We start from the raw sequence: 25,164 nt of genomic DNA on the forward strand, positions 1-25,164 counted from the left end.
CTCATCCTGCCCGACGGGGCTCCCCCGCATCGACCCGCACTCCGGAGCCGTCCCACCCCACCCGCACCTCGGGCCCCGCGCTCCAGCGGACCGTCAGCTCCCCCGCCCTGTCGGCCGCCACGCTCACCGTCTCCCCCAGCGGCAGGGCGTCCGGTTCGGCGGTGAGGCGCGCGAGCGCGACGAAGAGGGTGTCGCCGTCACCGGTGACCCCCGTCAGTCCGGCGTCGAGGCCGGTCACCGGGACCAGTTCCGCCCGTACGCCGTCCGCCGGCGCCCACCCGGTGACCCGTACCGCCGTCCCCGGCTCCGCACCCGCCACCACATGGACCCGCACCTCCACGGCTCCCCGCGCGAGCACGACACTCGTCACCCGCGCTCCGCCGCCCGCCGTGTGCCGCGAGGCCGCCCACCCCTCGCCGACGCCCAGCGGTTCGATGCCCGTGCGGCTCGGATCGTCGCCGACGATCACGCTGTTGTCGTACGACGGTGCAGGTGTCGTCACCGTCGAGTAGGCGAGGCGCGTGTAGTGCGGGTCGTAGCGGACGTCCTCGCTGCCGTGGTTGTGGAGGCGGACGAGGCCGTCCGAACGGGTGGACTGGAGCAGCCAGTTGGGTGCGGCGATCGGCGTGACCGCGTCCGCACGCTCGACCGGGCCGGGTTCCTCGACCGCCGTCCACACCGGGTGGTCCGGCGGCAGCAGCAGTCCGATGAATCCCTTGCTCGCCCAGTACGGCGACGCCGGGCCCGAATAGCCTTGCAGGACCGCCGTGTCGGGGCCGTGCCAGCCGAGGGTGAGCAGGCCGCGCGAGTCGACCGCGCCCCGGTCCAGGAAGTACCTCAGCGCGCCGGAGGCCAGCCGCCGGGTCTCCCCCGGGGACAGGGGCGTACGGCCGGTCATCGCGCCGAGCCACAGCGGGGCGGTCGTCGCGAAGCGGTAGGTGAGCGAGCGGCCCTGGTGCATCGGCGCGCCGTCGCCGCCGAACAGGCGGGCGTAGTCGGCGAGATGGCGTTCCAGTCGGCCGCTGTAGAGGTCGAGCAGTCGGTCGTCGCCGGCGAGCCAGGCGTGCAGCACCGGGTACAGGTGCATCGCCCAGCCGTTGTAGTAGTCGAACTTGCGGCCGTCGCCGTCGGTGTACCAGCCGTCGCGGACGTACCAACGCTCGATGCGTTCCAGGCCGTTGTCGATCGCCTTGCGGGAGGCGTCGCTCTCGTAGCCGATCTCCTGGAGGAAGCCGCCGACCGTGACGGGGAACAACTCCCAGTTGCAGGGCCAGGCCTCGGCGGTGAGCGCGTCGCCGAGCCAGTCCGCCGCGCGCCCGCGCACCCCGTCGTCCAGGCGGTCCCACAGCAGGGGGCGGGTCAGCCGGAGCGCGAGGGCGATCGACGCGGCCTCGACCAGTGGCTGGCCGCGGTCCTCGATGCGGGGCCAGACGCCCGAGACGCCGGCGGCGAGTCCGTCGGCGTAGCGTTCGAGGGCGGTCTCGTCACGGCGGAAGGCGGCCAGCAGCAAGGTTCGGGCGTAGCCCTCCAGCCCGTCGGAGAGCCTCCCCGACACGCTCTGGCGGTTGCCCGGGGAGGGGAAGTGGTAGAGGGCGCGGTCCTCGGTGGCGTACGGCTCCACGGCCGCGAGCAGGGAGTCGGCGGCGGCCTCCCAGTGGGCGCGGGTGCAGCCGGTGAGCGGGCTGAGGGTGCGGTCGTCGGGAGGCAGGTGCATGGGTCTCTTTCGCGCGGGGATCACTCGGTCCGGTCCGGTGGATCGGCTGAAGCCTGGGGCGCCCCGGTTCCGGTCGGAGCGCCCCAGGGGTCTATCCCACCCGCACCTGGCCCTTGGGCACCAGATGCAGGGCGACGAGTTCGTCGCGGACCAGTTCCGCGTACACGGTCGCGCCGTGGGCGGACGTGTGCGTGTTGTCCCGTTTCTCGTTGTAGAGGTACAGCGCCTTGGAGCCCTCGACGCCCAGCGCCTCCACGACCGCCTTCGTCTTCGCCGTCAGATCGATCAGCGGGACCCTCTTGGCGGCGGCGACCGAGCGCACGACCTCGGGATGGTTCACGCCCAGGCCGTTGACCAGCAGCGCGACGTCGTTGTTCAGGGTGCCGTCGGAGTTGAACCAGCGGCGCACGATCGGGGTGACGAGGACGGGCTTGCCGCCCCGCTCCCGGACGCCCGCCACCAGGGTCTCCAGGTTCGCCCGGTAGGTCGCCTCGTCGGTGGTCTTGTCGTTGTGGGCGAGCTGGATCAGGACCAGGTCGCCGCGGTGGATCCGTGGTTGGACGGTGGCCCACAGCTGTGGGTTCCCCAGATACGTCACCGTACTCTCGCCGGAATCGGCGTAGTTGGCGACGGAGACGCCCTTGCGGAGGTACTGGGGCAGTTGCTGGCCCCAGCCGGAGTACGGGTCGCCGGGCTGGTCGCAGACCGTGGAGTCGCCGACGAGGAAGACCTGGCGTGCGTGCCGGGCCGGGGTGACCTCGATGCGGGCGAGCGCGGGCGCCGAGCCGCCGAGGAGCAGGTCGAGGCCGGGGGTGCCCTCGGGGCCGGTCGGCTCGCCCTCGGGGGTGCGGACGTCGACGGTGAAGCTGCGGGAGAGGCGCTTGCCGGCCGCGACGGCGGTCTCGGGGAGCAGGGAGCGCCGGGTCTCGCCGGCGACACTCGTGCTCGATCCGGCGTCGCCGCCGAGGAGGACCTTCACGTCGTACGTGCCGGGCGCGACGTCGAAGTGGCAGGACGTGGCGGTGCAGTTCTCGATGCCGAGGGGGCGCTGACCACCGTGTGCCTGGGCCGGTGCGGCGACCATGCCGGCACCCAGGGTCAGTGCCGCCAGCACGGCGAGGTTGAAACGTCTCATACGGCTCCTCCGACAGTCCTGCGACGGGACGAACAGGCTTGGCCGCTGGACCGTACCGCTCTCGGCAAGCGCTTTCTAGACCCCGCGGCGATTTCACACGATCGCCAACACGAGGGCGACGAAAGCCCTTTCGCGAAATCGATTCAACTGTCACTCTGCCAAACGGAATCGCCGGGCACGGCCCGGCACCCGCACCCCCACACACCTCCCGAAGGAGGCACCCCCATGTCCGGATCCGTGAACAGACCGGTTCGCCGCCGCACCTTCGTTCTCGGCACCGCCGCCGCGGCCGGTACCGTCGCCCTCGCCGGGCCGCCGGCCCAGAGCGCGTCCGCCGCGGCCTTCGGCTACACCGACGACGGCACGAACTACGTCGTCGACACCGGCGCCAACCTCGTCTTCAAGGTCCGCAAGTCCAACGGCGACCTGTCGTCGCTGGTCTACCGGGGCACCGAGTACCAGGGCTACGGCGGCATGAACTCGCACATCGAGTCCGGCCTCGGCGCCTCCACGGTGACGATCAAGCAGTCCGGTTCGACGATCCTGGTCAGCGTCGCGTACGGCACGCTCAGGCACTACTACGCGGCCCGCAGCGGCGAGAACAACGTCTACGTGTGGACCAACAAGGCCGACGCGTCGGTCTCGGCGACCCGGTTCATCCTGCGCGTCAAGGCGGGCCTGTTCCTCAACGACCAGCCCGACGCGTACACGTACACGAACAGCACCGTCGAGGCCTCGGACGTCTTCGCGAAGTCCGACGGCCAGACCCGCTCGAAGCACTACTCGAAGCTGCGGGTGATGGACTACAGCCACGTCGGCTGGGCGGCCGGCGGTGTCGGCCTGTACGTGGTCCGGAGCAACCACGAGAAGGCCTCCGGCGGCCCGTTCTACCGCTCCCTCCTGCGCCACCAGAGCGCCGACGGCGGCGGCCTGTACGAGATCCTCTGGTACGGCATGTCCCAGACCGAGGACCAGCGCTTCGGCCTGCAGGGGCCGTACGTCATCGCCTTCACGGACGGCGGCGCCCCCTCCTCGTCGCTGTTCCCGGGCACCCTCACCACGCCGTGGGCGGACTCGCTCGGCATCTCCGGGTACGTCGCCGCGGGCGGCCGGGGCAAGGTCGCCGGCGTCGGGATCACCGGGCGCAACACCGCGTACGCGTACACCGTCGGGATCGCCAACTCGGCCGCGCAGTACTGGGGTTCGGCCCGCGCCTCCGACGGCTACTTCTCCCTCGCGGGTGTCCTTCCGGGGACGTACACGCTCACCGTGTTCAAGGGCGAACTCGCCGTCTACACCACCTCGGTGTCGGTGTCGGCCGGTGGCACGACCACGCTCAACTCGATCGCGATCCCGTCCACGAACGACCCGGGCAACGCGAGCGCGATCTGGCGGATCAACGACTGGAACGGCACGCCGAGCGGCTTCAAGAACGCCGACCTGATGACGTACGCGCATCCGTCCGACGTCCGGGCCGCCGCCTGGACCGGCAACGTGGTCATCGGCAGCGGCACCGAGACCTCGGGCTTCCCCTGCTACATCTGGAAGGACGTCAACAGCGGCCTGCTGGTGTACTTCAAGCTGACCGCCGCCCAGGCCGCCGCCGCGCACACCCTGCGCATCGGCGTGACGACGGCCTACGCGAACGGCCGCCCGCAGGTCGTCGTCAACAACGCCTGGACGTCGGCCATCCCCTCCCCGCCCACCCAGCCGAGCACCCGGTCCCTGACCGTGGGGACCTACCGGGGCAACAACACCACGTTCACCTACAACGTGCCGGCGAGCGCCTGGCTCACGGACACCAGTCAGTACAACGTGCTGAAGATCAACGTGGTGAGCGGGTCGGGAGCGGCCTCCTACCTCAGCGCGGGGACGGCGATCGACGCGCTCGATCTGCTGACCTGAGCCGGCCTGACCCGAGGGGGCGTCATGTCCCGCGCGTCCACTGCTGGTTCGTTCCGCTGCCGCACGTGTACGTGATGACGGCGGCCGAGTCGGCGGTGGACGCGCCGTTCACGTCGAGGCACTCGCCGCTCGCGCGGGAGACGACCTTGACGTAGGAGCCGGTGGTGGTGAGCGACCACTGCTGGCTGGTGGCCGAGGAACCGCAGTTCTCCTGCGTGACCGTGGCGGCGTTCTCCTGGACGCACAACGAGCTGTTGCGGACCATCAGTTGGTAGTAGCCGCCCGCGACGGGCTTGAACCAGTACTTCTGGTTGCCGCCGCTGTTGCAGGTGTACTGCTTGAGCTGGGCACCCGCCCAGAGTGACTGGCCGGTGACGTCGGCGCACTTGGACGAGTGCCGGGCGATCAGCGTGTTGTACGTGGCGCTCGTGCCGCTGATCGTGCCGGCCGCCGTGTCGACGGTGACCTCCGGGGACCAGGACATCGACAGGGACGTCGAGGTGGGGAAGGTCAGCGGCAGCCACACGTACCGGGAGTCGTTGACGGTGCCGCCGAAGGAGTTGCCCCAGCGGTCGCCCAGGTAGAGGTACGAGGTGCCCGAACTGCCCTGCACGGGAAGGACGAACGCGGTCTGCGAGCCGTAGGTCGTCGAGTCGCCGACGTTGGTCATCGCCGACCAGGGGCCGGCCAGGGAGGTCGCGGTGGCGTACTGCTGCTGGTTGGGGCTCCAGCCGGTGGCGCCCGAGGTCAGCATGAAGTAGACGCCGTTGCGCTTGAACAGGGCCGGTGCCTCGCGGTGACCGCCGTGCCAGGGGTCGGCGACCAGGCTCGCGATGCCCGTGTAGTCGGCGGTGAGCCGGTAGATCTGCAGGTCGTAGTTCTCGCGGGCCGCCGAGATCATGTAGCCGGCGCCGTCGGTGTCCACGAAGACCGTGATGTCACGGGACATGTGGGTGTCCAGCGGGCGGAAGCTGCCCCGCCAGGTGTAGGCGCCGTCCACGGTGTCGGAGACGGCGACGGCGGCGCGGGCCTCGCCGTAGTCGGTGCCGTTCTCCTTGTGCATCCACATCACGAACTTGCCGGTGGACGCGTTGTACATGACCTTGGGGCGCTCGATGTTGGCGGTGGCCAGCTCGGAGGCGCTCGACTGGGTCAGGACGTGGTTGCGGAACTCCCAGTTCTTCAGGTCGGTGGAGCGGTAGGCGTCCACGTACCGGAAGGTGTTGTCGGTGTTGCGGTTCTCGCCGAACCAGTAGTAGTAGGAGCCGACCTTGAGGACCCCGCCGCCGTGCGCGTGCACGGGGTTGCCCGAGGGGTCGGTGAACTGGGTGCCGTTGGTGATCGTCTGGGGTGCGGCCTGGGCCGGGCCCGCGAGGGCCAGGGTGCCGAGCAGGGCCAGACAGAGGGCGAGCACGGCGGCGTAGGCACGTCTCATCTCACGCACTCTCCTTGACGGTGGTGGCGGTCGGGTCTGCCGGGGCTGCCGTGTCCGCCACGGGGATGCCGAAGTCCGGGGTGCCGTCCGCGTGCCAGCCGAGCTTCTGGACCCGGGTGTGGCGGTTGGGGTCGTTCAGCGGGTCGCCGACGATCTCCTTGTACTGGCGGGCGTGGTAGACGAGGACGTCGGTGCGGCCGTCCTCGGCGACGGTGAAGGAGTTGTGGCCCGGGCCGTACTGACGGGTGGTGTCGTTGCTGGTGAACACCGGCGTCGGCGACTTGGCCCAGCTCGCCGGGTTCATCGGGTCGCTGTCCGCGTCGGCGGTCAGCAGGCCCATGCAGTAGTTGAAGTCGGTGGCGCTGGCGGAGTACGTCATGAAGAGGCGGCCGTTGCGGGCGATGACCGACGGCCCCTCGTTGACCTTGTAGCCGATGCACTCCCAGTCGTACTCGGGCGTGGAGAGGCGGACTTGGGGGCCCGTCAGGGTCCAGGGGTTCGCCATCCTCGACAGCCACAGGGCGGTGTTGTTCCCCAAGTCGGGTTCGTGCTGGGCCCAGGCGAGGTAACGCGTGCCCCGGTGGGTGAAGGTGGTGGCGTCCAGGGAGAAGGTCTCCCAGGCGGTCCTGACCTGACCGCGTTCGGTCCAGGTCCCCTTGAAGGGGTCGCGGTGGGCGTTCTCCAGCACCCAGATGCGGATGTCCCAGACGCTCTCGGCGGGCGCGGAGGCGAAGTAGATGTACCACTTGCCGCCGATGCGGTGGATCTCCGGCGCCCAGATGTGCGCGCCCATGGCGCCGGTGGCGTGCTTGGTCCAGATCACGGACTCGGCGGCGGTCGCGAGCCCGTTCAGGGTGCGGGAGCGGCGCAGGATGATCCGGTCGTACTCGGGGGCGGTGGCGGTGAAGTAGTAGTGGCCGTCGGTGTGCCGGTGGATGTGCGGGTCGGCCCGGTTGCGGACGAGCGGGTTCACGTACGGGGGCGCTTTCCGGGTCGGGGCGGCGTGGGCGGTACCGGGGCCGGCCGCCGCCAGGGCGCCCGCGGCCAGGGCACCCTTCAGCAGCAGTCTGCGGTGGGGATCGTCGGGAAGGTCGTGGTCGCGGCTCATGCGGGGTGCCTCTCGGGGTGGGGTGACCTGAGAGCGATGTTCGATATTGAGAACATCTGTTGTCATTCCAAACGCCGAAAAGGTAAGCGTGGGCAACCGGGAGGTCAACGGGTTGGACGTGATCAATAGAAGGCGCTTTCTGTGTGCGGTTTTTCTGTTATCCGCCGCCGGCCCGTTCCGTCTCCCGTGACGTGCGCAGCCATACCCACAAGACAGCGGCGACCGCCGGCGCCCTCGCGGCGGTCGCCGCCCTCCTCGCCACCGCTCCCCCGGCCGTGGCCACCGGCAGCCGTGACGTCACCTCCGACGTCCTCGCCGACCGTGACGTGACACTGACCGGCGACACCGTCGTCACCGTGCCGCCCGGGAGGACGACCTACGGCGGGGTGTTCCGCGGCGAGGGCACGCTCACCGTGCGCGGCTCCGGGACCCTGGTCCTGACCCGGGACAGCGACTTCACGCTGCCGAGGTCCCGGCAACGGCAGAAGGTGTCGACACTCGGCGGCGACCACCCCTACGTCACCACCACCGACCCGGACCCGCCCGCGATCACGGTCGAACGCGGCGCGACCCTCCAGTACGGCGACGGCGGCACGACCGGCCTGATCGGCCGTTTCCCGTACGACACCCCGGCGTTCCGGCTCAACCAGGACAACATCCGGGTCGACGGCACCCTGCGCCTCTCGCTGCGGAACGTCGGCTACAACCTGGGCACCCTCAGCGGATCCGGGCTGGTCACCCAGCCGAGGTTCCTCTGGGGCACCTGGGACCTGTCGGGCACCCACCCCTTCTCCGGCGTGATCGACAACGGCACCCAGGTCAACGCCGGACGGCCGGAGTTCGCGACCTCGCTGCCGAACGTGCGCAAGGTCCTCAACCAGGGCACCTGGACGGTGGACACCCCGCTCGGCCGGACCGTCACCCAGCGCATGGACTTCTACCAGCGCGAGTACGGCAGCGACATCAACGTCCAGTCCCGGCCGGGCGGCAGGGTGATCCTCACCGGCCGGTACAGCTGGTCGAACCAGGGCGGCGACACCGACCCCTCGCTGAGCGACCCGGCCCTGAACTGGACACCCGCCGCCAAGAACGTCAACAAGCGGGGCACCAACATCAAGGGCGCCGACGTCCAGTGGGGCGACGGCACGACCGACCAGATCTTCCTGCCGGGCACCGCCGACACGGTGTACATCAACCTCCTTGCCGCGCGCTCCCGTTCACGGCTCACCTTCGACTACGACGGCCCCGTGACGCTGGGCGCCCCCATCGGCGGCGGCCGGTTCCACGACACGCTGTCCGCGCCCGGCGCCGGGGACATCGTCATCAAGGGCACCCGGGGCAACGACGTCACCTTCGCCGCCGTCCAGTACTACGACGGCTCGACGACCGTCCAGAAGGGCGCGGTGCTGCGACTCGGCAGCGGAAAGCCCGGCGGCGACGGCGGGCTCTACACGCGGGGCGCCCTCTGCAGGATCGTCGACGACGGCTCGCTGGTCCTGCGGAACACCGACAGGGCCCTCACCCTGTCCAGGATCGGCGGCGGCGGCTCGCTCACCCAGTCCGGCGCCGCGACCACGACACTCACGGGCACCTCCGTGACGTACACGGGGACGACGACCGTCACCAAAGGCACGCTCGCCCTGCGTTCCGGGGCGACTCTCGTACGCAGCAGGGCGATCCGGCTCACCTCGGCGGGCTCGCGACTGGACGCCGGGACGGCCGGCCTGCGGGTGGCGACGACACTCACCGGCGAGGGCACCGTGCGGGGATCCGTCACCAACGAGGGCCTCGTCGCGGGCGGACTCACGATCGCCGGGGACTACACCCAGCGCGCGAAGGGTGAACTGGTCCTGCGGGAGCGGCCGTTGAAGGTGACGGGGGCGGTGCGGCTGGCCGGGGGCCTGGACCTGTCGGCCGCCGGATCCGACCCCGCCCGCACGATCACCGTGCTCGACCACACGGGGCACGCGAGGACGAGCGGATCCTTCACCGGCCTCGGGGAGGGCGCGAAGCTGAAGCTCGCCGACACCACCTACCGGCTCAGCTACCAGGGCGGCGACGGGAACGACGTGGTCCTCCGCGCGGCGGCCCCGAGCCCGTCGCCCTCCGCCACCGAGCAGTCGCCCGGAGCCGTGGCGGCGGACCCGCGTAGCGCGAACGCGGTGAGCAGCGGGCTCGGTTGGTGGCCGTATGTGCTCGCGGTCGGACTCCTTCTCGGGCTCGTGGTGCCGGCCACGACGCACCGGCGGGGTCCGCGACGGAGGGGCGGGCGGCACGCGGCGCACGGATAGCGCCGCCCGGAGCTGTTGCGGGGGGGGGTGTGTGTTCCACTCCCGCACTCGCGGGGTGCCGCGCCGCTCCGGGTCGGGAGCCGCCCCGGCGGCATGACCGCCCGCAGCCGAGCGGAACGGGACGGATGCACCGGGAGGCCGTCCGAGGCCGCCCGGTACGCGGCGGCACGTTCTCAGGTCAGGCGGGTTCCTCCGCCGTCGCTCGCCGGCCACGCAGCCACACGTAGACCGGGATGCCCGCGAAGAGGAACAGCACGCCCTGGTAGACGGCCGCGTAGCCGGCGCCCGCGATCAGCCAGAAGGAGAACGCGAAGGACAGGACGGCGACGATCAGGTCGCGGACCAGACCGGCCGGGCGGACCCGCTCGCGGGTACCCCTGGCTAGCCAGTACAGCTGGGCGGCGGCGGACAGCAGATAGGGCACGCAGCCGGTGAACGTGGTGATCAGGACGAGGACACGGAAGGTGGTGTCGGGGCCTGCCGAGTAGTTGAGGGCGATGAGCAGCGTGCCGAGGACGGCGACGGCCCAGACGCCGAAGCCGGGCACCCCGCCCTTGCCGACCTTCGCGAACGGCGCCGGGAACAGGCCGTCCCGGGCGGCGGCGTACGGCATCTGCGCGGCCATCAGGATCCAGCCGTTGAGGCAGCCGGTGATCGAGGCGACGGCGACCAGGGCGACGGCGGTGCCGCCCCACGTCCCGCCGGTCATGGAGTTCACGGCGTCGGCGAAGGGGGCGCCGGAGTCCACCAGCTTGTCGTGCGGGACGAGACCGAACACGGCGACGATGCCGAGGATGTAGACGAGGGCGGAGCCCAGCGTGCCGAGGACGCTCGCGCGGCCGACGTTGCGCTCCGGGTCGCGGACCTCGCCCGCGCTGACCGCGGCCGACTCGACACCGAGGAAGCTGTAGAGGAGCAGCGCGGCGGAGGCGGCCAGCGCACCGGGGACGCTCTCGCCGGAGGCGTTGAACGGGCCGTAGTTGTCGGCGTCGACGAAGAACAGGCCGACCGTGGCGACGAGCAGCAGCGGCACGAACTTCAGGACGGTGGAGACGACCTGGACCGTGCCGACCCAGCGGGTGCCGGCGAAGTTCGCGGCGGCCGGGAGCCACAGCGCGAGGAGCGCGACCAGCGCCTGGAGGGTGTGGTTGCCGTGCAGCGGGATCAGCACGTCGACGTAGCCGACGACCGCGACCGCGAGGGCGGCGATGCTGACCCAGCACATCGTCCAGTACGACCATGCCGACAGGAAGCCCGCGAAGGGGCCGAACGCGTCGCGCGGGTAGACGTACAGGCCGCCGGTGACCGGGCTGCGTCGGGCCAGCTTGCCGAAGAGCAGCGCGAGCAGCACCGCGCCGACCGACAGGACCACGAAGGCCAGCAGGCTGACGCCGCCGTACGGGGCGACGGTGGCGGGCAGGACGAAGATGCCGCCGCCGATGATGTTGCCCATCACGAGGGCGGTGGCGGCGGACAGGCCGAAGGTGCGGCGGCGGGGAGCCGCGTCGGCGGCCGGTCCGGTCGGGTCCGGCTCGGCGGTCTCGGCGGTACTGGGGGCGGTCATGGCGGTTCCCGGGGATGGGTTGGAGCGGGGAGCGGAGGCCGCGATCGTAACCCGCCGTCCCACATGGTGGGCGACCTGTTCATGTGATGGACACAGACGGCCGTGGCACGACCCCGTCGACTAGCGTCGAGACATGACCAGCGATGCCCCGCCCCCCGCCCCTTCCTCCGCGCCGCCCCTCGCCGACGCCCTCGCCGCCGGGACGGTCGTCCTCGACGGCGGCATGTCCAACCAGCTCGGCTCCGCCGGGCACGACCTGAGCGACGAGCTGTGGTCGGCGCGGCTGCTGGCCGAGCGGCCCGAGGCGATCACCGAGGCGCACCTCGGGTACTTCCTGGCGGGCGCCGACGTGGCGATCACCGCCAGCTACCAGGCCACCTTCGAGGGCTTCGCCAAGCGCGGGATCCGGCGTGAGCGGGCGGCCGAACTCATGAGCCTGAGCGTCGAGTCGGCCGTCGACGCGGCGAGCGAGGCCCGGGCGAAGGGCGTCACCCGGCCGCTGTGGGTGGCGGCCTCGGTCGGCCCCTACGGCGCGATGCTCGCGGACGGCTCCGAGTACCGGGGCCGCTACGGACTGAGCGTGGCCGAGCTGGAGGCCTTCCACCGGCCCCGCCTGGAGGTGCTGGCCGACGCCTGCCCGGACGTCCTGGCACTGGAGACCATCCCCGACACCGACGAGGCGGAGGCGCTGCTGCGGGCGGTGCGCGGGCTCGGGGTGCCGGCCTGGCTGTCGTACAGCGTCGCGGGCGACCGCACCCGCGCCGGCCAGCCCCTGGAGGAGGCCTTCGCCCTGGCCGCCGACGTGGACGAGGTGATCGCGGTCGGCGTGAACTGCTGTGTCCCCGAGGATGTGGCCGGCGCCGTCGAGACCGCCGCCCGCGTCACCGGCAAGCCGGTCGTCGTCTACCCCAACAGCGGGGAGACCTGGGACGCCGGGGCCCGCGCCTGGACGGGCCGCTCCTCGTTCGCGCCGCAGGAGGTGCGGGGCTGGCGGGAGTCCGGGGCCCGGCTGATCGGCGGGTGCTGCCGGGTCGGACCGGAGGCGATCACGTCGATCGCGGGGACGCTGCGGGAGACGTAGGCCCGGCCCTGTCGTTTCCTCTCGTCGCCGTCCCCCCGCGCTGCCGGCCTCCGCTTCGGGAACCGGTTGCCATCCACGTCGCCGCACTTCCCGAGGGCTGGGCCACAGAGCCCGGGAGAGGGGCGAGGCAGGCACGACGAGGAAGGGCGAGGAGCCGGGCCGGAGCACGTTCCGGGACGGGGCGGCCCGTGCGGGGGTGTCCGCGTCGACCGTGTCGCGGGTGCTCGGCGGGGTGTATCCGGTGAGCTCGGCGACCCGTACCCGGGTGATGCGGACGGTCCGGGAGCTGGACCACGCGACGCCCGCGCCAAGGCGGTCGCGGGGCTGGCCACACCGACCCTGGCCCTCGTCCTGGAGGACATCACCGGACCGTCGTTCGCGCCGATGGCGCACGGCGTGGAGCGCGAGGCGACCCGGCTCGGGCGAACCCGGTCGGGCGGCGCGTCCGGGTCAGGGGCGGTGGGCGTCGCCCTGGTGGCGCAGTCGGCGTACCACCGAGCGTAGTTCGGTGGCGCGGGTGGCGGTGTCGGGCGGTGGGGCGGCGACGGCGAGGGCGGACTCCCGCGCCGGGGTGTCCGCCGTCCACACCGCGAACTCCCGGTCGCGGGGGCCGTACGCGGTGCGCGGCTCGCCGTCGCCGAAGACCCGCACGGGATGCGAGTCGTCCCAGCGCTGCCAGCCGGGGTCGCCCTCGACGGCGAACCGGACCCAGGCGCCGTGCATCGCGTCGGCGAGTTCGCGCGGGGTGCCCCAGCCGGCCAGCTTGGCGGAGTCGGCGACCTCGCCGGTGTCGAAGACGAAGCCGAGTTCGAGGGCATGGCAGGCGCCGAGGCCGGGGAGCCGGGAGGGCCAGGCGAACTCGTAGACGTAGGACGAACCGCGGCGGGCGTCGGCGAGGCGGTGCAGCGGCAGACGCAGCAGGTGGTCGGTGACCATCTGGCCGACGATCTCGGCGGTGCCGGCCTCGGGGTGCAGGGCGCGGTAGCCGCGGGGCACCTCGTGGCCGCAGCGGCAGCGGGCCATGGCGCCGGCCAGCGCGACCGGGCCGAGCCGGTCGACGCGTTCCAGGAGTCCGCCGGGCACCAGCCACAGCCGGTACTCGTCGCTGGTCCAGCCCGTCATCAGGTCGACGCCGTGGGCCGCGTCCCCGTCGATCAGGGCTTCCAGGGGGTCGCGCGGGACGAGGTCGCCGTCGACGACGATCCCGAAGGCGGGGCCGCCGAGCACCGGGCTGCCGAGCCGGCCCACCTCCGCCTGGGTGCGCAGCAGCAGCTCGCGGTCGACGTCGGCGAAGGCGGCGGCGGTGGCCGGGATCTTCAGCCGGGTGGCCATCCGGCGCACCATCCGCCGGACCTTGTCGCGGTCGCTCGCCTCGGGCGGCCCGCTCTGCAGCACGGCCCGCCGGACCAGGCCCTGGGCCTGCGGGGCGGCCAGCAGGGCGCCGGCACTGATCGCCCCGGCGGACTGGCCGCACAGGGTGATCCGGTCGGGGTCGCCGCCGAAGGCCGCGACGGACTCCCGCACCCAGTGGAGGGCGGCGAGCTGGTCGCGCAGGCCGGGGTTGGCGGGGGCGTCCGGGAACAGGCCGTAGCCCTCCACGCCGAGCCGGTAGTTGACCGAGACGAAGACGATCCCGTCGCGGGCGAAGGTGCGTCCGTCGTACACGGGCACGGCCGACGAGCCCCGGGTGAGCGCGCCGCCGTGCAGCCACACGATCACCGGGAGCCGGGCTGCGGGACCCGGCTCGGGCGTCCAGACGTTCAGATTGAGGCAGTCGTCGCCGGGCACGACCGGGTCGGACAGGTACTGCGCGAAGGCCTCGGAGTACGGCGGTTTCGGCGCCGTCGGCCCGAACGCGCCCGCGTCCCGCACGCCGTCCCAGGGCTCGGGCGGGACGGGCGGCCGGAACCGGAGCGGTCCGAAGGGCGGGGCCGCGTAGGGGATGCCCCGGAACACCGCGACGCCGTGTTCGTACCGGCCGCGCACGGCCCCGTACGGCGTCCCCACCACCGGGCCCGTGAGGCCCTCCGCCTGGTCCGCTGCCGTCATGCGCCCACCAGCCTCCCGTGCCGCTCTCGTGCACCGTGAACATCAGAGCACCACAGGGTGCCCGGGTATTCCGGTGCACGAGCGCGGTTCTACGGCTGTTCGGGGGACGGCGTCACGGACCGTGGCCGACTCGTCGCGATCCCGCTGCTTGGCGTACATCAGTGTGCCGAGGCGGAGGTGCGGCCCCGCACGTTCAGGCAGGCCGCCGGGCTCGTGCTCCGGTACGACACCGAGGCGTATCCGAGTCTCGACCTGACCTGGGCGGAACCGGCGGGTGAGGGGCAGCGCGGGCAGCAGTGGCGGGGCGGAGAGGGACGGACCTACCGTGCTCCGTCTCGTGGAGCGCGACGAGTCCGTGACCCGGCAGGTGGCCGTCGTCGACGCCGACCCGGACGAGCCCTGAGGCTCGGGGTGACGGTCGAGGGCCCGGAGGCCCGCTTCTGGTACCTCCGGGACGGGGCGGCGGCGGAGCGTACGTCGGTGGGGCCGCCGTTGGACTTCGGCAAGCCGTCCGACGACTACAGCTCCAGGCCGCGTTTGACCGGTGCCATGGCCGGCATCCATGCCGTGGGCCTCGTGGGCGCGGCGTTCACGGCGGACTCCACCGGCTTCCGGCTCACCGGCCGGTGACCGTGCAACCGGCGTCGCGTTCGAGGTTTCCACAGCTCAGGGCCACCACGACGGCCCGCCATGACACATCACCCGAGGCACCGCCGCGGCACCCGATCACGGCGGACCACCAACAGGGAACACCAAGACCTGCGAAGTCCGGCCCCTTCCCGACTCCATAGGCCGTACCTAGGGTAGGGACCTCATAGGAAGCGCTTACTGTTTCGCGCTGGTCGAAACTTTTCATGGCCCTCGGGCGGGCCGGAGAGGTGGTTCCCGATGGTCCGCACCGAGAGTGCGAGCGTGACGGCCGGGCCGACCCTGGCGGTCGTGGCCCGGGAGGCGGGGGTGTCCGTGCCCACCGCCTCCAAGGTGGTCAACGGCCGGGAGGACGTCGCCCCCGAGACCCGTCGCCGGGTCACGGAGGCGCTGGACCGCCTCGGTTACGTCCGCAGGCCCCGCTTCGACACGGCCAAGGGGTCCGGCCTGGTCGACCTGGTCGTGCACTCGCTGGAGAGTTCCTGGTCGGGCGCGGTGCTGCACGGGGTGGAGGCGGCGGCGCACGACGCGGGCCTGGAGGTGGTGGTGTCTGCCGGGCTGACCCGGACCCGCAGCGGCCGTCCCGAACGCGGCTGGCTCGACAAGCTCATCGCCCGCGGTTCGTCGGGGGTGCTGTTCAACCTGGCGGAGCTGACCGATTCCCAGTACGGCTGGCTGGACCAGCACCGGATCCCGTACGTGATGATCGACCCGGTCCTCGAACCGCCGCCGGGCGTGGTGTCGGTGGGCGCGGCGAACTGGCACGGCGGCGTCACGGCGACCGAGCATCTCCTCGCCCTGGGCCACGAGCGCATCGCCGTGGTCGCCGGTCACCAGCGCAAGATGTGCAGCGCCGCGAGGGTCGCCGGTTACCGCTCGGCACTCGCCTCGGCGGGGATCCGGCAACGCCCCGAGTACGTCCGTCACGCCGGCTTCGACGAGAGCCTCGCCCACCGCCGGACGCACGAACTCCTCGACCTGCCCGAGCCGCCCACGGCCGTGTTCGTCTGCTCGGACCACATGGCCCTCGGGGTCTACGAGGCCCTGGCCGAGCGCCGGTTGAACGTCCCGGGCGACATCAGCGTGGTCGGCTTCGACGACCTCCCCGAGGCCCGCTGGCTCACCCCGCCCCTCACCACCGTCCGCCAGCCCCTCTCCGAGATGGCGGCGACGGGGCTACGGCTCCTGGTACGCATGATGGACGGCGACCGGCCGGAGAACACGCGGACGGAACTGTCGACGCGGTTGGTGGAGCGGGCGAGTACGGCGGGGCCGCGCGGCTAGGGTCTGTCCGCAGCACACCGAATCCAGGTATGCCGGAACATGTGCCGGAACACGGGGAGCATCATGGCCGCGACGACATCGGCCCGCGGGACGCGAGGAGTGCGTGCGCGTCGGGCGGGAGCAGGCTTGGCGTGGGTGGTGGTGACCGCCGTGGCGGTGGCCGGCTGCGGTGGCTCGGACGGGACCGGCGAGGGGGCGTCGGAGTCACGCCCCGCGCGGTCCTCCGGGAGCCCGTCCGCGGATCGCACCCCCTCCCCATCCGCCTCCACCTCGGCGAAGCCCTCGGTGTCGGCGGCGGACGGGGCCGACGTCGGCGCCTGCGCGGACGGTGACTGCGAGATCTCGGTGTCCTCCCCGGTGACCTTCCGTTTCCCGGGACCGGGCGGTCCGGCGACGCTGTCCGTGACCGAGGTCGGCCTCGGCAAGGTCGAGTACACGGTGAAGTCGGGCGCCGGCCGGTCCGAGGCCGGGGCCAGTGGCCCGGGGCAGGGCTGCGTCACCGTGCTCCGCACCAACGGCTCCGGCAATTCGTGCGGCGGCCTGGGGGACGGCGCCCGGCCGAGTGCTCAGCCCGATGCCGTGGTGATCCAGGTGGCGGCGGGTGAGGACGGTACGGCGATCCTCCACATGGTGTCCCCGGCATCGCGGTGAGGGACTGACCGTGCGCGGCGTCAGCGGCTCTCCGTCACCCAGGTGATCCCGCCCAGGAGGTGGGCGCGGAAGTCCGGGTCCTCGTAGGCCTCGGCGGCGTGTCCGAGGGCGGTGTAGAAGACGCGCCCCTGCCCCTGCTCCCGGCACCAGACCAGCGGGTGGTCGGCGCCCATGCCTCCACCCTCGTACGACGACTCGTCGGCGCGGGCCAACACCCGTGCCGTGGAACGGGGGTTGGTGCGGAAGTCGTACCACTCGTCGGTGAACTCCCATACGGCGGGGAGGTGTCGGGTGGCCGGGTGACCGGAGTCCTCGATGACGACCTTGCCGGGCTGGAACCGCGGGTGGCGGTCGAAGCGGGCGCCGAGGAGTTCGCCGTAGTACGGCCACGCGTACTCCGTGCAGGCCGCCGCGTGTACGCCGACGAAGCCGCCGCCCGACTCCACGTACCCGGCGAGCCGTTCACGCCCGGCGGGGGTGAGGACCTCGCCGCTGGTGGAGAGGAAGAGGACGGCCGCGTACCGGTCGAGGGGTGCTTCGAAGGCCGCGGGGTCCTCGGTGGCGGCCACCTCGGCATCACCGAGGGTGCGTACGGCGGCGACGGCGGCGGGCAGGGAGTCGTGCCGGTAGGCGGTGGTCCGGGTGTAGGCGAGCAGGCGCAGGGGGTGAGGGGGCATGACACAGGAGCCTAGGCCCCGGGCTCGTTGCACCGGGTTCCGGTGACTCGCGGACCCCGGCCCCCTGGGCCGCCTTCCTGGAGGTACCCGACAACACCGTTTGTTGAGTCGGTTCGGCCCCGGCGGCCGCACACACCCGGCAACAATGTGTGCATGGATGACGACTGGCAGCAACAGGTCGACGCGCTCCACGACGAGTTGATCCACCGGGACGACCCGGCCGCCTGGGTGCGGGAGGTCGACGCGGTGGAGGCGACCCGGCGGTATCCGCATATCGCGTTGCGCGGGCCGGTGTTCGGGGTCGCCGTGCAGGATCCCGTGGTCGGGCCTCAGTGGCGGCTGCTGAAACCCGTGGTGGACGGGATGCCGCAGATGGCCCGGGACGGGCTGCACTCGTACCTGTGGTTCGCGGCCAAGGACGACACCGACGATCCGGCGGTACGGCGTGAACTCCTCGCCGCCGTCGCGGTGTTGGAGTGCGAGTCGGTGAACGAGGTGCAGGCGTGCGGGGCGCGTTACCGGATCGTGCGGGGCGACGAGTTCGCGCGCGTCGGTGACGACGGGCTGGAGCCGCCCCGGCCCACCGATCCGGAGCCGGTGGAGCGGTCGTGGGACCGGAAGGCACGGGACTCCAGGTCCCCGGACGTGGGCTTCGTGCTCGACGCGGACCGGGTGGACGGCCCGGCCGAGGGAGCGTTGAAACTGGGGCTGCGGGACTTCACGTACACGGGTGCCCGTTTCCCCTCCGACGCCCGCGCCGAGTCCGAGCGGGCGGTGGTCACCCATCCCGAGATCGTGCTGCTCCCCACCGGGTTCAGCATGGCCGAGCGCAGCGCGCACGGTTGGCGGCCTCGCGGGGGTCTGACCGCCACCCCGCACGAGGCACGGCGCATGTTCTACGACGGGATGGCCGAGGTGTGGGGCCTGATGTTCCAGTTCGACGACGCCAAGAAGGCCCGGTACGCGAAGGCCGCCGAGGAGTACAGGGCGCTCGCCCGCGCCGACGAGTTCCGCGTCGACCAGCGCCTCTTCCGGATCTGCCGGGTGGGCCGCATGGTCCGCACGGGCCCGGACGGCCCGGAGACCCCGCGTCCCTCGGACGTCGACGACTACGGCCCCATGAAGATGCATCCGTCCATGGACGAGAACGGCGTCATCACCTACGAGGAAGTCGGTGAGCGGGCCGACGAGTGAGCCGGCCGGTGAGCCCACGCGTGGGCCGATGCCCGGGCCGGCGAACGGGGCTACCAACCGCCGCCGTACAGGTGTTCCCTTCCCGGAGTCGGTGTGCGTAGCCTCGGCTTCGATGAACGCCATCCCCTCGGCACTCGACCACCTCGTCCTCGCGACCCCCGACCTGGCAGGGACGGTCGCCGACTTCACCCGGCGTACCGGAGTGACCCCCGCGCCGGGCGGTGCGCACGTCGGGCTGGGCACCCGGAACCATCTGGTGTCCCTGGGCGGCAGCCGCTATCTGGAGATCATCGGCCCGGACCCGGAACAGAGCGGATACGACGGGCCGCACCCCTTCGACGTCGACCGGCTCTCCGGACCGCGCACGGTGACCTGGGCGATCAGCCCGCCCGACCTGGACGCGGCGGTCTCGACGGCACGGGCGCGGGGCTACGACCCCGGCTCCGTCCAGCCGATGAGCCGCCGCAGACCCGACGGCACCCTCCTTGAGTGGCGCCTGACCGACGGCGAGCGAGCGCACCCGTCCGGACTGGTGCCCTTCCTCATCGACTGGGGTTCCTCGCTCCACCCGTCGGCCTCGGGACTGCCCGCCACTCCCCTGCTCGCCCTGTCCGCGACCGCTCCCGACCCGGACGGGATCCACCCGCTGCTGGCCGCGGTCGGCACCGAACTCGCCCTCTCCCAGGGCCCGGTGGGGATCTCGTTCACCGTGGACTCGCCCCGGGGGCCGGTGACGTTCGGCTGAGGGGCGGGGCGCCCCTCACCCCTGGTCCTACTTGCGGCGCTTGGGCGCCGACGCCTCCGGCGTCGGGCTCCTGGACGTGGTGCGCAGCTCGACCGTGTAGTTGCGGTGCTCGAAGAGCTGGTCGATCTCCGGGATGCTGGAGGCGCCGACACCGCAGCAGGCGTAGTGGACGGTCAACGGCTCCGCACCCTCCTCCTGGTTCTCGCGGGCGTCGGCGAGTTCCTTCACCTTCGCCTGCAGAGTGCCGCCTTCGACCGAGGTCGCGCCCGCGCCCAGATGCTTCGCCGCCAACGGCATCAACTTGTAGTTGATGACCTCTTCGCCCGGGTGGAACGTCTTGGGATAGCCGTCCGGCAGGGGCTTGCGCTTGTTGTTGGGGCCCACCATGTGGAGTTGGTCCGCCGACGGCGGCGCACCGGTCTCCACGAGCTTGGCCACCTCGTTCTCCAGCCACGCGCCCGGCGGCGCGTAGACGACGAGTTCGATGCCCTCCGGCACGGTGAAGGTGGCCTTGAGGGCACGGCTGCGCGGGTTGTCGGGGTTCTTGGGCAGCCGCTGGTTGTCACCGAACCGCCCGTGCCCGCTGAGCACGGTCAGGCCGTGGCCCTGCTGCTCCTCCTGCTCCTGGCCGTTGTCGCTCGGCGCCCGCTGCACGGACGGCACCCCGCCGCCGAGCGCCCGGGTCACGGCCGCGTTGCCGGCGGAGCGTTGAAGGTGCAGCATCCCACCCGGGCCCCGCGCCGCCGCGGACTGCGTGGCCGACGTGGACACCATGGACTCCGTGGAGTCCTTGGTCACCGCAGGCGCGACCGGTTGGGGGACCCGGTGGGGCCAGTGGCCTTCCCGCGCTTCCTTCTCCGCGCGCATGAGTCACTCCCGTCGGTGCGAGTTCCACTCGAAAACGGTGGAGGGTCGACGCTAGAGGACCGCCCGGGGTCGCCACCAGAGCATCGCGGCCACCATCGGGGGCAACGACGATGCCCCCGGAGGCACACGCTCACCGCACACCGTCGTCGTGTCCGGCCCCGAGGTGCGTCGCGCGCAGTGTCCGATTTCTTCAAGACTCCCCGCCGCCCTCCTGCCTACGGTGGCCCCATGACTCCACGATTCGACGCGATCGGCATGGTGGCCTCCGACCTCGCCGCCTCCGTCGCCTTCTACCGCCGGCTCGGTCTCGCCTTTCCCGAGGGTGCCGAGCAGTCGCCGCACGCCGAGGCCCCACTGCCGGGCGGGCTCAGGCTGATGCTCGACAGCGAGGAGACCGTCCGTTCGATCCAGCCGGGATGGGAGGCGCCTCCCGAGGGCGGGCGGATCTCGCTCGCGCTGCGGTGCGACAGCCCGGCCGAGGTCGACTCGGTGTTCGAGGAGATGGTGGGCGCCGGCTACCGCGGGGAGCTCAAGCCGTGGGACGCGGTGTGGGGGCAGCGGTACGCGGTGGTGCTCGACCCGGACGGCAACGGCGTCGACCTGTTCGCTCCGCTACCCGGGGCGGCGGCCCAGTAGTTCCGTCGGCGACAGGCCCGCCAACTCCCTTACGTCCCTCGCCAGATGGGCCTGGTCCGCGAAGCCGGACCGGGCCGCCGTCTCCGCGAGGGGCACACCGGAGCGGAGGAGGGCGAGGGCACGCTGGAGCCGTAGCACCCGGGCCAGGGTCTTGGGGCCGTAGCCGAAGGCGGTGAGGCAGCGGCGGTGCAACCGGCGGGCACCTACGCCGAGTTCGTCGGCGGTCGCGGCGACCGGGCGGCCCGCGTCGAGGGCCGTGACCACCCGCCGCAGGAGCGCGTCGGGAGGTTCGGCACCGGCCGCCCGTTCCAACGCCACCCGTTCCAGGCCGCTTTCCGGGTCGTCGGCCGCGTTCACCTCGGCCGTGACGCGCCGCACCTCCGCGGCCGGCCACAGGTCGGCCAGATCCACCCGCCGGTCCCGCAGCTCGTGCGCGGGTACGCCGAGGAGGGTGGGCGCGGTGCCCGGGTAGAAGCGGACGCCGGCCCAGGTGCCCGGCCCGCCGCCGGAGACGTGGGCGCGCGTGTCGGGGCCCGCGACCATCAGCCGACCCTCGTGCCAGAGCAGGTCCATGCAGCCGTCGGGCAGCACGCGTCCGGCTCCGGCGCCGGACGGGGTGCTGGTCCACACCACCGCCCCGGTCAGCCGGGACACCCGCTCCGCGTACATGTGGCCCAGGCTAACGCCGGCTCGCCCCGCGCCACCCGTGCTACGCCACCCGCGTCCGGTGCTCCTGCGGGCTCGCCCCGCGCCACCCGTGCTACGCCACCCGCGTCCGGTGCTCCTGCGGGCTCACCCCGTACACCCGCTTGAACGCGCTGGACAGGGCGAACGCGCTGCCGTACCCGACCTGCCGGGCGATGGCCTCCAGGGTGTCGTCGCTGTCGCGGAGACGGTCCGCGGCGAGGGCGAGGCGCCAGCCGGTGAGGTACGTCATCGGGGGTTCGCCGACCAGTTCCGTGAAGCGGCGGGCCAGCGCGGCCCGGGACACCCCGGCCTTCGCGGCGAGCGACGCGACCGTCCAGGGGTGGGTGGGGTCGTCCTGGACCAGGCGGAGCACCCTGCCGACGACGGGGTCGGCGAGCGCCGCGTACCAGGCGGGCGGCTCCGCCTCCGGGCGGGCGAACCAGGCCCGGAGCGCGGCGATGACCAGCAGGTCGAGCAGCCGGTCGAGGACGACCTCCTGGCCCGGTTCGTCCCGCACGACCTCCTCCAGGAGGACCGGCGTGAGCGCGCTCTGCCAGCGGTCGGAGGTGAGGGAGAGCAGGGGCGGCAACGCGTCCAGGAGACGGCCGCTGATCTCGCCCCGGACCAGGTACGTCCCGATCAGCATCACCGTCGAGCCCTCGGCCCGGTCGCCCCAGCTGCGGACGCCGAGGTCCATGGAGCCGTTGAGGGGCCGCCCGTCGGGGTAGCGGCACTCGGCGCCCGGCAGGATCAGCGCCTGGGGTGCGGTGCCGGGGTCGTCGGCGCAGGTGTACGGGTCGGGGCCGCGCGCGATGACGAGCTCGCCGGGCCGCAGCCGCACCCGCTCCCCGGTGTCCGGCAGGATCCAGGACTCGCCGCGGACCATCAGCATCACCGTGAGCGGGGCGCGGTCCTCGATGCGGACCGCCCACGGCGGATCGAAACACGCGCGGATCATGAAGGCGCCCCGGGCCCGTGGGCCCTCCAGGAGACCGGCGAGAGCGTCCATGACGTCAGCGTAGACGCCCGCGCATGGGAATGAGCCGTTCGGCGATGGGCTCAGGGAGCGCGCGGCCGTTGACTTGGGGCATGACGGAGAACGCGGCGAACGCGCAGAACTTGACGGTGGTGGTGACCGGTGCCTCCGGGCGTACCGGGAGCCGGGTCGCCCAGGCCGCACACGCGGCCGGGCTGAGCGTGCGGGCCGCGTCCCGCGCGCGGGGCTTCGACTGGGAGGACCCGACGACGTGGGCGCGGACCCTGCGGGGCGCCGACGCGGCGTACCTGATGTACCCGTCCGACGTCGGCTCCCCCGCGGCGGCCGAGGGCGTCGGCGCGCTGGCGCGGGAGGCGGTCGGACTCGGCGTACGGCGGCTGGTGCTGCTGTCGGCCCGCGGCGAGGAACAGGCGCTGCCGACGGAGGAGGCGCTGACGTCGTCGGGCGCGGACTGGACGATCGTGCGGGCGTCGTGGTTCGCGCAGAACTTCAGCGAGGGGCCGCTGGTGGAGGGGCTGCGCCACGGGGAGTTGGTGTTCCCGGCCGGTGAGGTGCGCGAGCCCTTCGTCGACCTGCGGGATCTCGGGGAGGTCGTGGCGGCGGTGCTGACGGGTGGGGACCGGTATGTCGGGCGGACGCTGGAGCTGACGGGGCCGCGGCTGTTGAGCTGGCGGGAGGCGGTCGCGGAGATCTCGACGGCGATCGGGGGCGCGTTGGTGTACACGCCGGTGCCCACGCGGGCGTACGGGGAGGCGCTGGCGGGGTTCGGGGTGCCGGCGGAGGAGGTGGAGCTGTTGATCGAGGTGTTCGAGGGGTTGATGGACGGGCGGAACGCGCGGGTGACGGACGACGTCCTTCGGGTGGTGGGGCGTCCGGCGCGGGACTTCGGGGAGTTCGTGCGGGACGCCGCCGCTGCGGGGGCGTGGAAGGTGTAGCGCCGCCCGGGTGCGGGAGGGCTGCCGCGCGCGGGTGTGTGGTGACTGGTCGCGCGGTTCCCCGCGCCCCTCGGGTGCGCCCACTGGGCCTGCGACTACGGGGAACCGTCCGGCTTGTGGGGCGGGTGGGTGCTCTTCACGTGGGTGCGGAGGCGGCTCGTGACGTCCTCCGGGGGGAGGAAGCGCGACCAGCGTTCCGGGAACTCCGAGGGCATGTCCGGGTCGTCGGGGTCGTCCGGTTCGGTGCCTCGGGCCGCGGCGGCGCGGGCCACGTACTCGGCGACCTGGGCCTCGCGCAGCCGTTCGTTGGCGGCGCGGGCCGCGGCCGTCGCGGCGGCGGGCCAGACGCGGTCGATCGCGGCGTTGACGGCGGCGCCGACGAGGACGGCGAACGCGGACACGCCGATCCACAGCAGGACGGCGACGGGGGCGGCGAGGGAGCCGTAGATGGTGGGGCCCTCGACGGTGTTGGTCAGGTAGATGCGCAGCAGGAAGCTGCCGAGGACCCACATGGCGAGGGCGACCAGGGCGCCGGGCACGTCCTCGATCCACGGGGAGCGGACGGGGACGGAGACGTGGTAGAGCGTGGTCAGGAAGACGATGGAGAGCACGATGACGACGGGCCAGTAGAAGACCTGCACGACCGTCGTGGACCACGGCACGATGTTCACCACCGCGTCCGGCCCGGCCACCATCAACGGCAGCGCGATGGAGCCGATCAGCAGGGCCACGATGAACAACAGGAAGGCCATCAGGCGGGTCTTGACGATGCCGCGGACGCCGTCGAGGCCGTACATCACGGTGATGGTGTCGATGAAGACGTTGACCGCGCGGGAGCCGGACCACAGGGCGAACAGGAAGCCGATGGAGATGACGTCGGGCCGGCCGCCCTTCATGACGTCGTGCAGGATCGGCTGGGCGATCTGGTTGACGCCCTTGTCGGACAGGACCGTGCGCGAGGCTTCCAGGAGGTTGGTCTCCAGGCTCGCGATGGTGTCGGCGCCGGTCCAGTCGTCGACGTAGCCGAGCAGGCCGATCATGCTCAGCAGCAGCGGCGGCACGGACAGCAGCGTGAAGAACGCCGCCTCGGCCGCGAGGCCCAGGATGCGGTACTCCATGCACGAGTTGACGGTGTCCTTGAGCAGCAGCCAGGTGGTCCTGCGCTTCGAGACGTCGCGGTAGAGGGCACGCGCCCGGTGGAGACGGCCGGAGGGCCGCTGGGGGGATTCACTTGCTGGCTGCACGACCTAAAGGTATCCGTCGTGGCCGGCCGCGCTCATCCCCCGGTGCCCCGGTCGGCGACGGCGCGGCGGTTCGAGCAGGTGTAAATCGAACCATTTTTCTGTCATGTCCGCGTTGGCCTGAATGTCGGTCCTGGCAAACGGAACCCGCACCGGCGATTACACCGGCTTTTCGGTGAGCACCCCGGTCGAGTACCGCAAAAGAGCGAACGTAAAAAGAGACCGAAGCGCCGTGCGCCGTCAGAAAAGCGCCAATGACTGAAACGGCCTTGAACCGCTCATGAAAATCTGGCGAGAATTCGGCCTGTATACGAGGCCCC

At 72.3% G+C, this 25,164-nt stretch carries 21 protein-coding genes; 10 read left to right on the forward strand and 11 right to left on the reverse strand.

Going from position 1 to position 25,164, the window contains the following annotated elements; translation table 11 throughout:
* Position 1: 1 nt before the first annotated feature.
* The gene (locus ACZ5VD_RS16675; RefSeq protein WP_468548053.1) at positions 2-1,714 is read right to left on the reverse strand and encodes a DUF2264 domain-containing protein; all 1,713 of its coding nucleotides are present in this window, start codon (positions 1,712-1,714) and stop codon (positions 2-4) included.
* A 91-nt stretch (positions 1,715-1,805) separates the two neighbouring features.
* A complete protein-coding gene (locus tag ACZ5VD_RS16680) occupies positions 1,806-2,849 on the reverse strand; it encodes a rhamnogalacturonan acetylesterase (RefSeq protein WP_468682563.1) in 1,044 nt (347 codons plus the stop codon).
* A 225-nt stretch (positions 2,850-3,074) separates the two neighbouring features.
* Here ACZ5VD_RS16680 and ACZ5VD_RS16685 point away from each other — a divergent pair, with 225 nt between their 5' ends.
* On the forward strand, positions 3,075-4,754 hold the full coding sequence (locus ACZ5VD_RS16685) for a rhamnogalacturonan lyase B N-terminal domain-containing protein (protein WP_468548055.1): 1,680 nt from the start codon (positions 3,075-3,077) through the stop codon (positions 4,752-4,754).
* A 22-nt stretch (positions 4,755-4,776) separates the two neighbouring features.
* Here the strand turns inward: ACZ5VD_RS16685 and ACZ5VD_RS16690 are convergent, their stop codons facing one another.
* Both ACZ5VD_RS16690 and ACZ5VD_RS16695 read right to left on the reverse strand, forming a co-directional pair.
* Entirely contained in the window at positions 4,777-6,189 is a 1,413-nt protein-coding gene (locus tag ACZ5VD_RS16690) for an RICIN domain-containing protein (RefSeq protein WP_468682564.1), read from the reverse strand.
* A 1-nt stretch (position 6,190) separates the two neighbouring features.
* Entirely contained in the window at positions 6,191-7,297 is a 1,107-nt protein-coding gene (locus tag ACZ5VD_RS16695) for a glycoside hydrolase family 43 protein (RefSeq protein ID WP_468548057.1), read from the reverse strand.
* A gap of 191 nt (positions 7,298-7,488) precedes the next feature.
* On the opposite strand from ACZ5VD_RS16695, the gene ACZ5VD_RS16700 reads away from it, so the two are divergent.
* Positions 7,489-9,588 carry an autotransporter gene (locus ACZ5VD_RS16700; protein WP_468682565.1) on the forward strand — a complete coding sequence of 700 codons (2,100 nt, stop codon included), beginning with the start codon at positions 7,489-7,491 and terminating at the stop codon, positions 9,586-9,588.
* Positions 9,589-9,766: 178 nt separating this feature from the next.
* Here ACZ5VD_RS16700 and ACZ5VD_RS16705 read toward each other — a convergent pair whose 3' ends face one another.
* The gene (locus ACZ5VD_RS16705; RefSeq protein ID WP_468682566.1) at positions 9,767-11,152 is read right to left on the reverse strand and encodes an amino acid permease; all 1,386 of its coding nucleotides are present in this window, start codon (positions 11,150-11,152) and stop codon (positions 9,767-9,769) included.
* A gap of 133 nt (positions 11,153-11,285) precedes the next feature.
* On the opposite strand from ACZ5VD_RS16705, the gene mmuM reads away from it, so the two are divergent.
* Entirely contained in the window at positions 11,286-12,233 is a 948-nt protein-coding gene (gene mmuM / locus ACZ5VD_RS16710; RefSeq protein WP_468682567.1) for a homocysteine S-methyltransferase, read from the forward strand.
* Positions 12,234-12,683: 450 nt separating this feature from the next.
* Here the strand turns inward: mmuM and ACZ5VD_RS16715 are convergent, their stop codons facing one another.
* Positions 12,684-14,282, reverse strand: coding sequence for a carboxylesterase/lipase family protein (locus ACZ5VD_RS16715; RefSeq protein ID WP_468682568.1), 1,599 nt, complete (start codon positions 14,280-14,282; stop codon positions 12,684-12,686).
* A gap of 213 nt (positions 14,283-14,495) precedes the next feature.
* Here ACZ5VD_RS16715 and ACZ5VD_RS16720 point away from each other — a divergent pair, with 213 nt between their 5' ends.
* The 3 genes from ACZ5VD_RS16720 to ACZ5VD_RS16730 all read left to right on the forward strand — a co-directional run bounded on the left by ACZ5VD_RS16720 (position 14,496) and on the right by ACZ5VD_RS16730 (position 16,865).
* Positions 14,496-14,912 (forward strand): hypothetical protein, encoded by a 417-nt coding sequence (locus ACZ5VD_RS16720; protein WP_468682680.1) that lies wholly within the window; start codon positions 14,496-14,498, stop codon positions 14,910-14,912.
* Between the two features lie 258 nt (positions 14,913-15,170).
* Entirely contained in the window at positions 15,171-16,214 is a 1,044-nt protein-coding gene (locus ACZ5VD_RS16725; protein WP_468548064.1) for a LacI family DNA-binding transcriptional regulator, read from the forward strand.
* 135 nt (positions 16,215-16,349) lie between these two features.
* Positions 16,350-16,865 (forward strand): hypothetical protein, encoded by a 516-nt coding sequence (locus tag ACZ5VD_RS16730; protein ID WP_468548315.1) that lies wholly within the window; start codon positions 16,350-16,352, stop codon positions 16,863-16,865.
* Positions 16,866-16,885: 20 nt separating this feature from the next.
* Here ACZ5VD_RS16730 and ACZ5VD_RS16735 read toward each other — a convergent pair whose 3' ends face one another.
* Positions 16,886-17,542 carry a ThuA domain-containing protein gene (locus ACZ5VD_RS16735; protein WP_468682569.1) on the reverse strand — a complete coding sequence of 219 codons (657 nt, stop codon included), beginning with the start codon at positions 17,540-17,542 and terminating at the stop codon, positions 16,886-16,888.
* A gap of 153 nt (positions 17,543-17,695) precedes the next feature.
* On the opposite strand from ACZ5VD_RS16735, the gene ACZ5VD_RS16740 reads away from it, so the two are divergent.
* Both ACZ5VD_RS16740 and ACZ5VD_RS16745 read left to right on the forward strand, forming a co-directional pair.
* Positions 17,696-18,736 (forward strand): DUF5954 family protein, encoded by a 1,041-nt coding sequence (locus ACZ5VD_RS16740; RefSeq protein ID WP_468682570.1) that lies wholly within the window; start codon positions 17,696-17,698, stop codon positions 18,734-18,736.
* 112 nt (positions 18,737-18,848) lie between these two features.
* Entirely contained in the window at positions 18,849-19,481 is a 633-nt protein-coding gene (locus ACZ5VD_RS16745; RefSeq protein WP_468682571.1) for a VOC family protein, read from the forward strand.
* A 27-nt stretch (positions 19,482-19,508) separates the two neighbouring features.
* On the opposite strand, the gene ACZ5VD_RS16750 is transcribed toward ACZ5VD_RS16745, so the two are convergent.
* Complete coding sequence (locus ACZ5VD_RS16750; RefSeq protein ID WP_468548068.1) at positions 19,509-20,348, reverse strand: putative adhesin; 840 nt, start codon at positions 20,346-20,348, stop codon at positions 19,509-19,511.
* Positions 20,349-20,576: 228 nt separating this feature from the next.
* On the opposite strand from ACZ5VD_RS16750, the gene ACZ5VD_RS16755 reads away from it, so the two are divergent.
* Positions 20,577-20,984: a VOC family protein gene (locus ACZ5VD_RS16755; RefSeq protein ID WP_468548069.1), complete on the forward strand. Its 408-nt coding sequence runs from the start codon at positions 20,577-20,579 to the stop codon at positions 20,982-20,984.
* Here ACZ5VD_RS16755 and ACZ5VD_RS16760 read toward each other — a convergent pair.
* Positions 20,961-21,653 (reverse strand): helix-turn-helix domain-containing protein, encoded by a 693-nt coding sequence (locus ACZ5VD_RS16760; RefSeq protein WP_468682572.1) that lies wholly within the window; start codon positions 21,651-21,653, stop codon positions 20,961-20,963. The two genes, ACZ5VD_RS16755 and ACZ5VD_RS16760, sit on opposite strands and share 24 nt — an antisense overlap.
* Positions 21,654-21,744: 91 nt before the next feature.
* Entirely contained in the window at positions 21,745-22,680 is a 936-nt protein-coding gene (locus tag ACZ5VD_RS16765) for an AraC family transcriptional regulator (protein WP_468682573.1), read from the reverse strand.
* A gap of 80 nt (positions 22,681-22,760) precedes the next feature.
* On the opposite strand from ACZ5VD_RS16765, the gene ACZ5VD_RS16770 reads away from it, so the two are divergent.
* Positions 22,761-23,603 (forward strand): Rossmann-fold NAD(P)-binding domain-containing protein, encoded by an 843-nt coding sequence (locus ACZ5VD_RS16770; protein ID WP_468682574.1) that lies wholly within the window; start codon positions 22,761-22,763, stop codon positions 23,601-23,603.
* Positions 23,604-23,698: 95 nt separating this feature from the next.
* Here the strand turns inward: ACZ5VD_RS16770 and ACZ5VD_RS16775 are convergent, their stop codons facing one another.
* Positions 23,699-24,847, reverse strand: coding sequence for a YihY/virulence factor BrkB family protein (locus tag ACZ5VD_RS16775; RefSeq protein ID WP_468548073.1), 1,149 nt, complete (start codon positions 24,845-24,847; stop codon positions 23,699-23,701).
* Positions 24,848-25,164: the final 317 nt, after the last annotated feature.

The sequence above is a fragment of the Streptomyces sp. NPDC032822 genome (genome assembly GCF_055578825.1).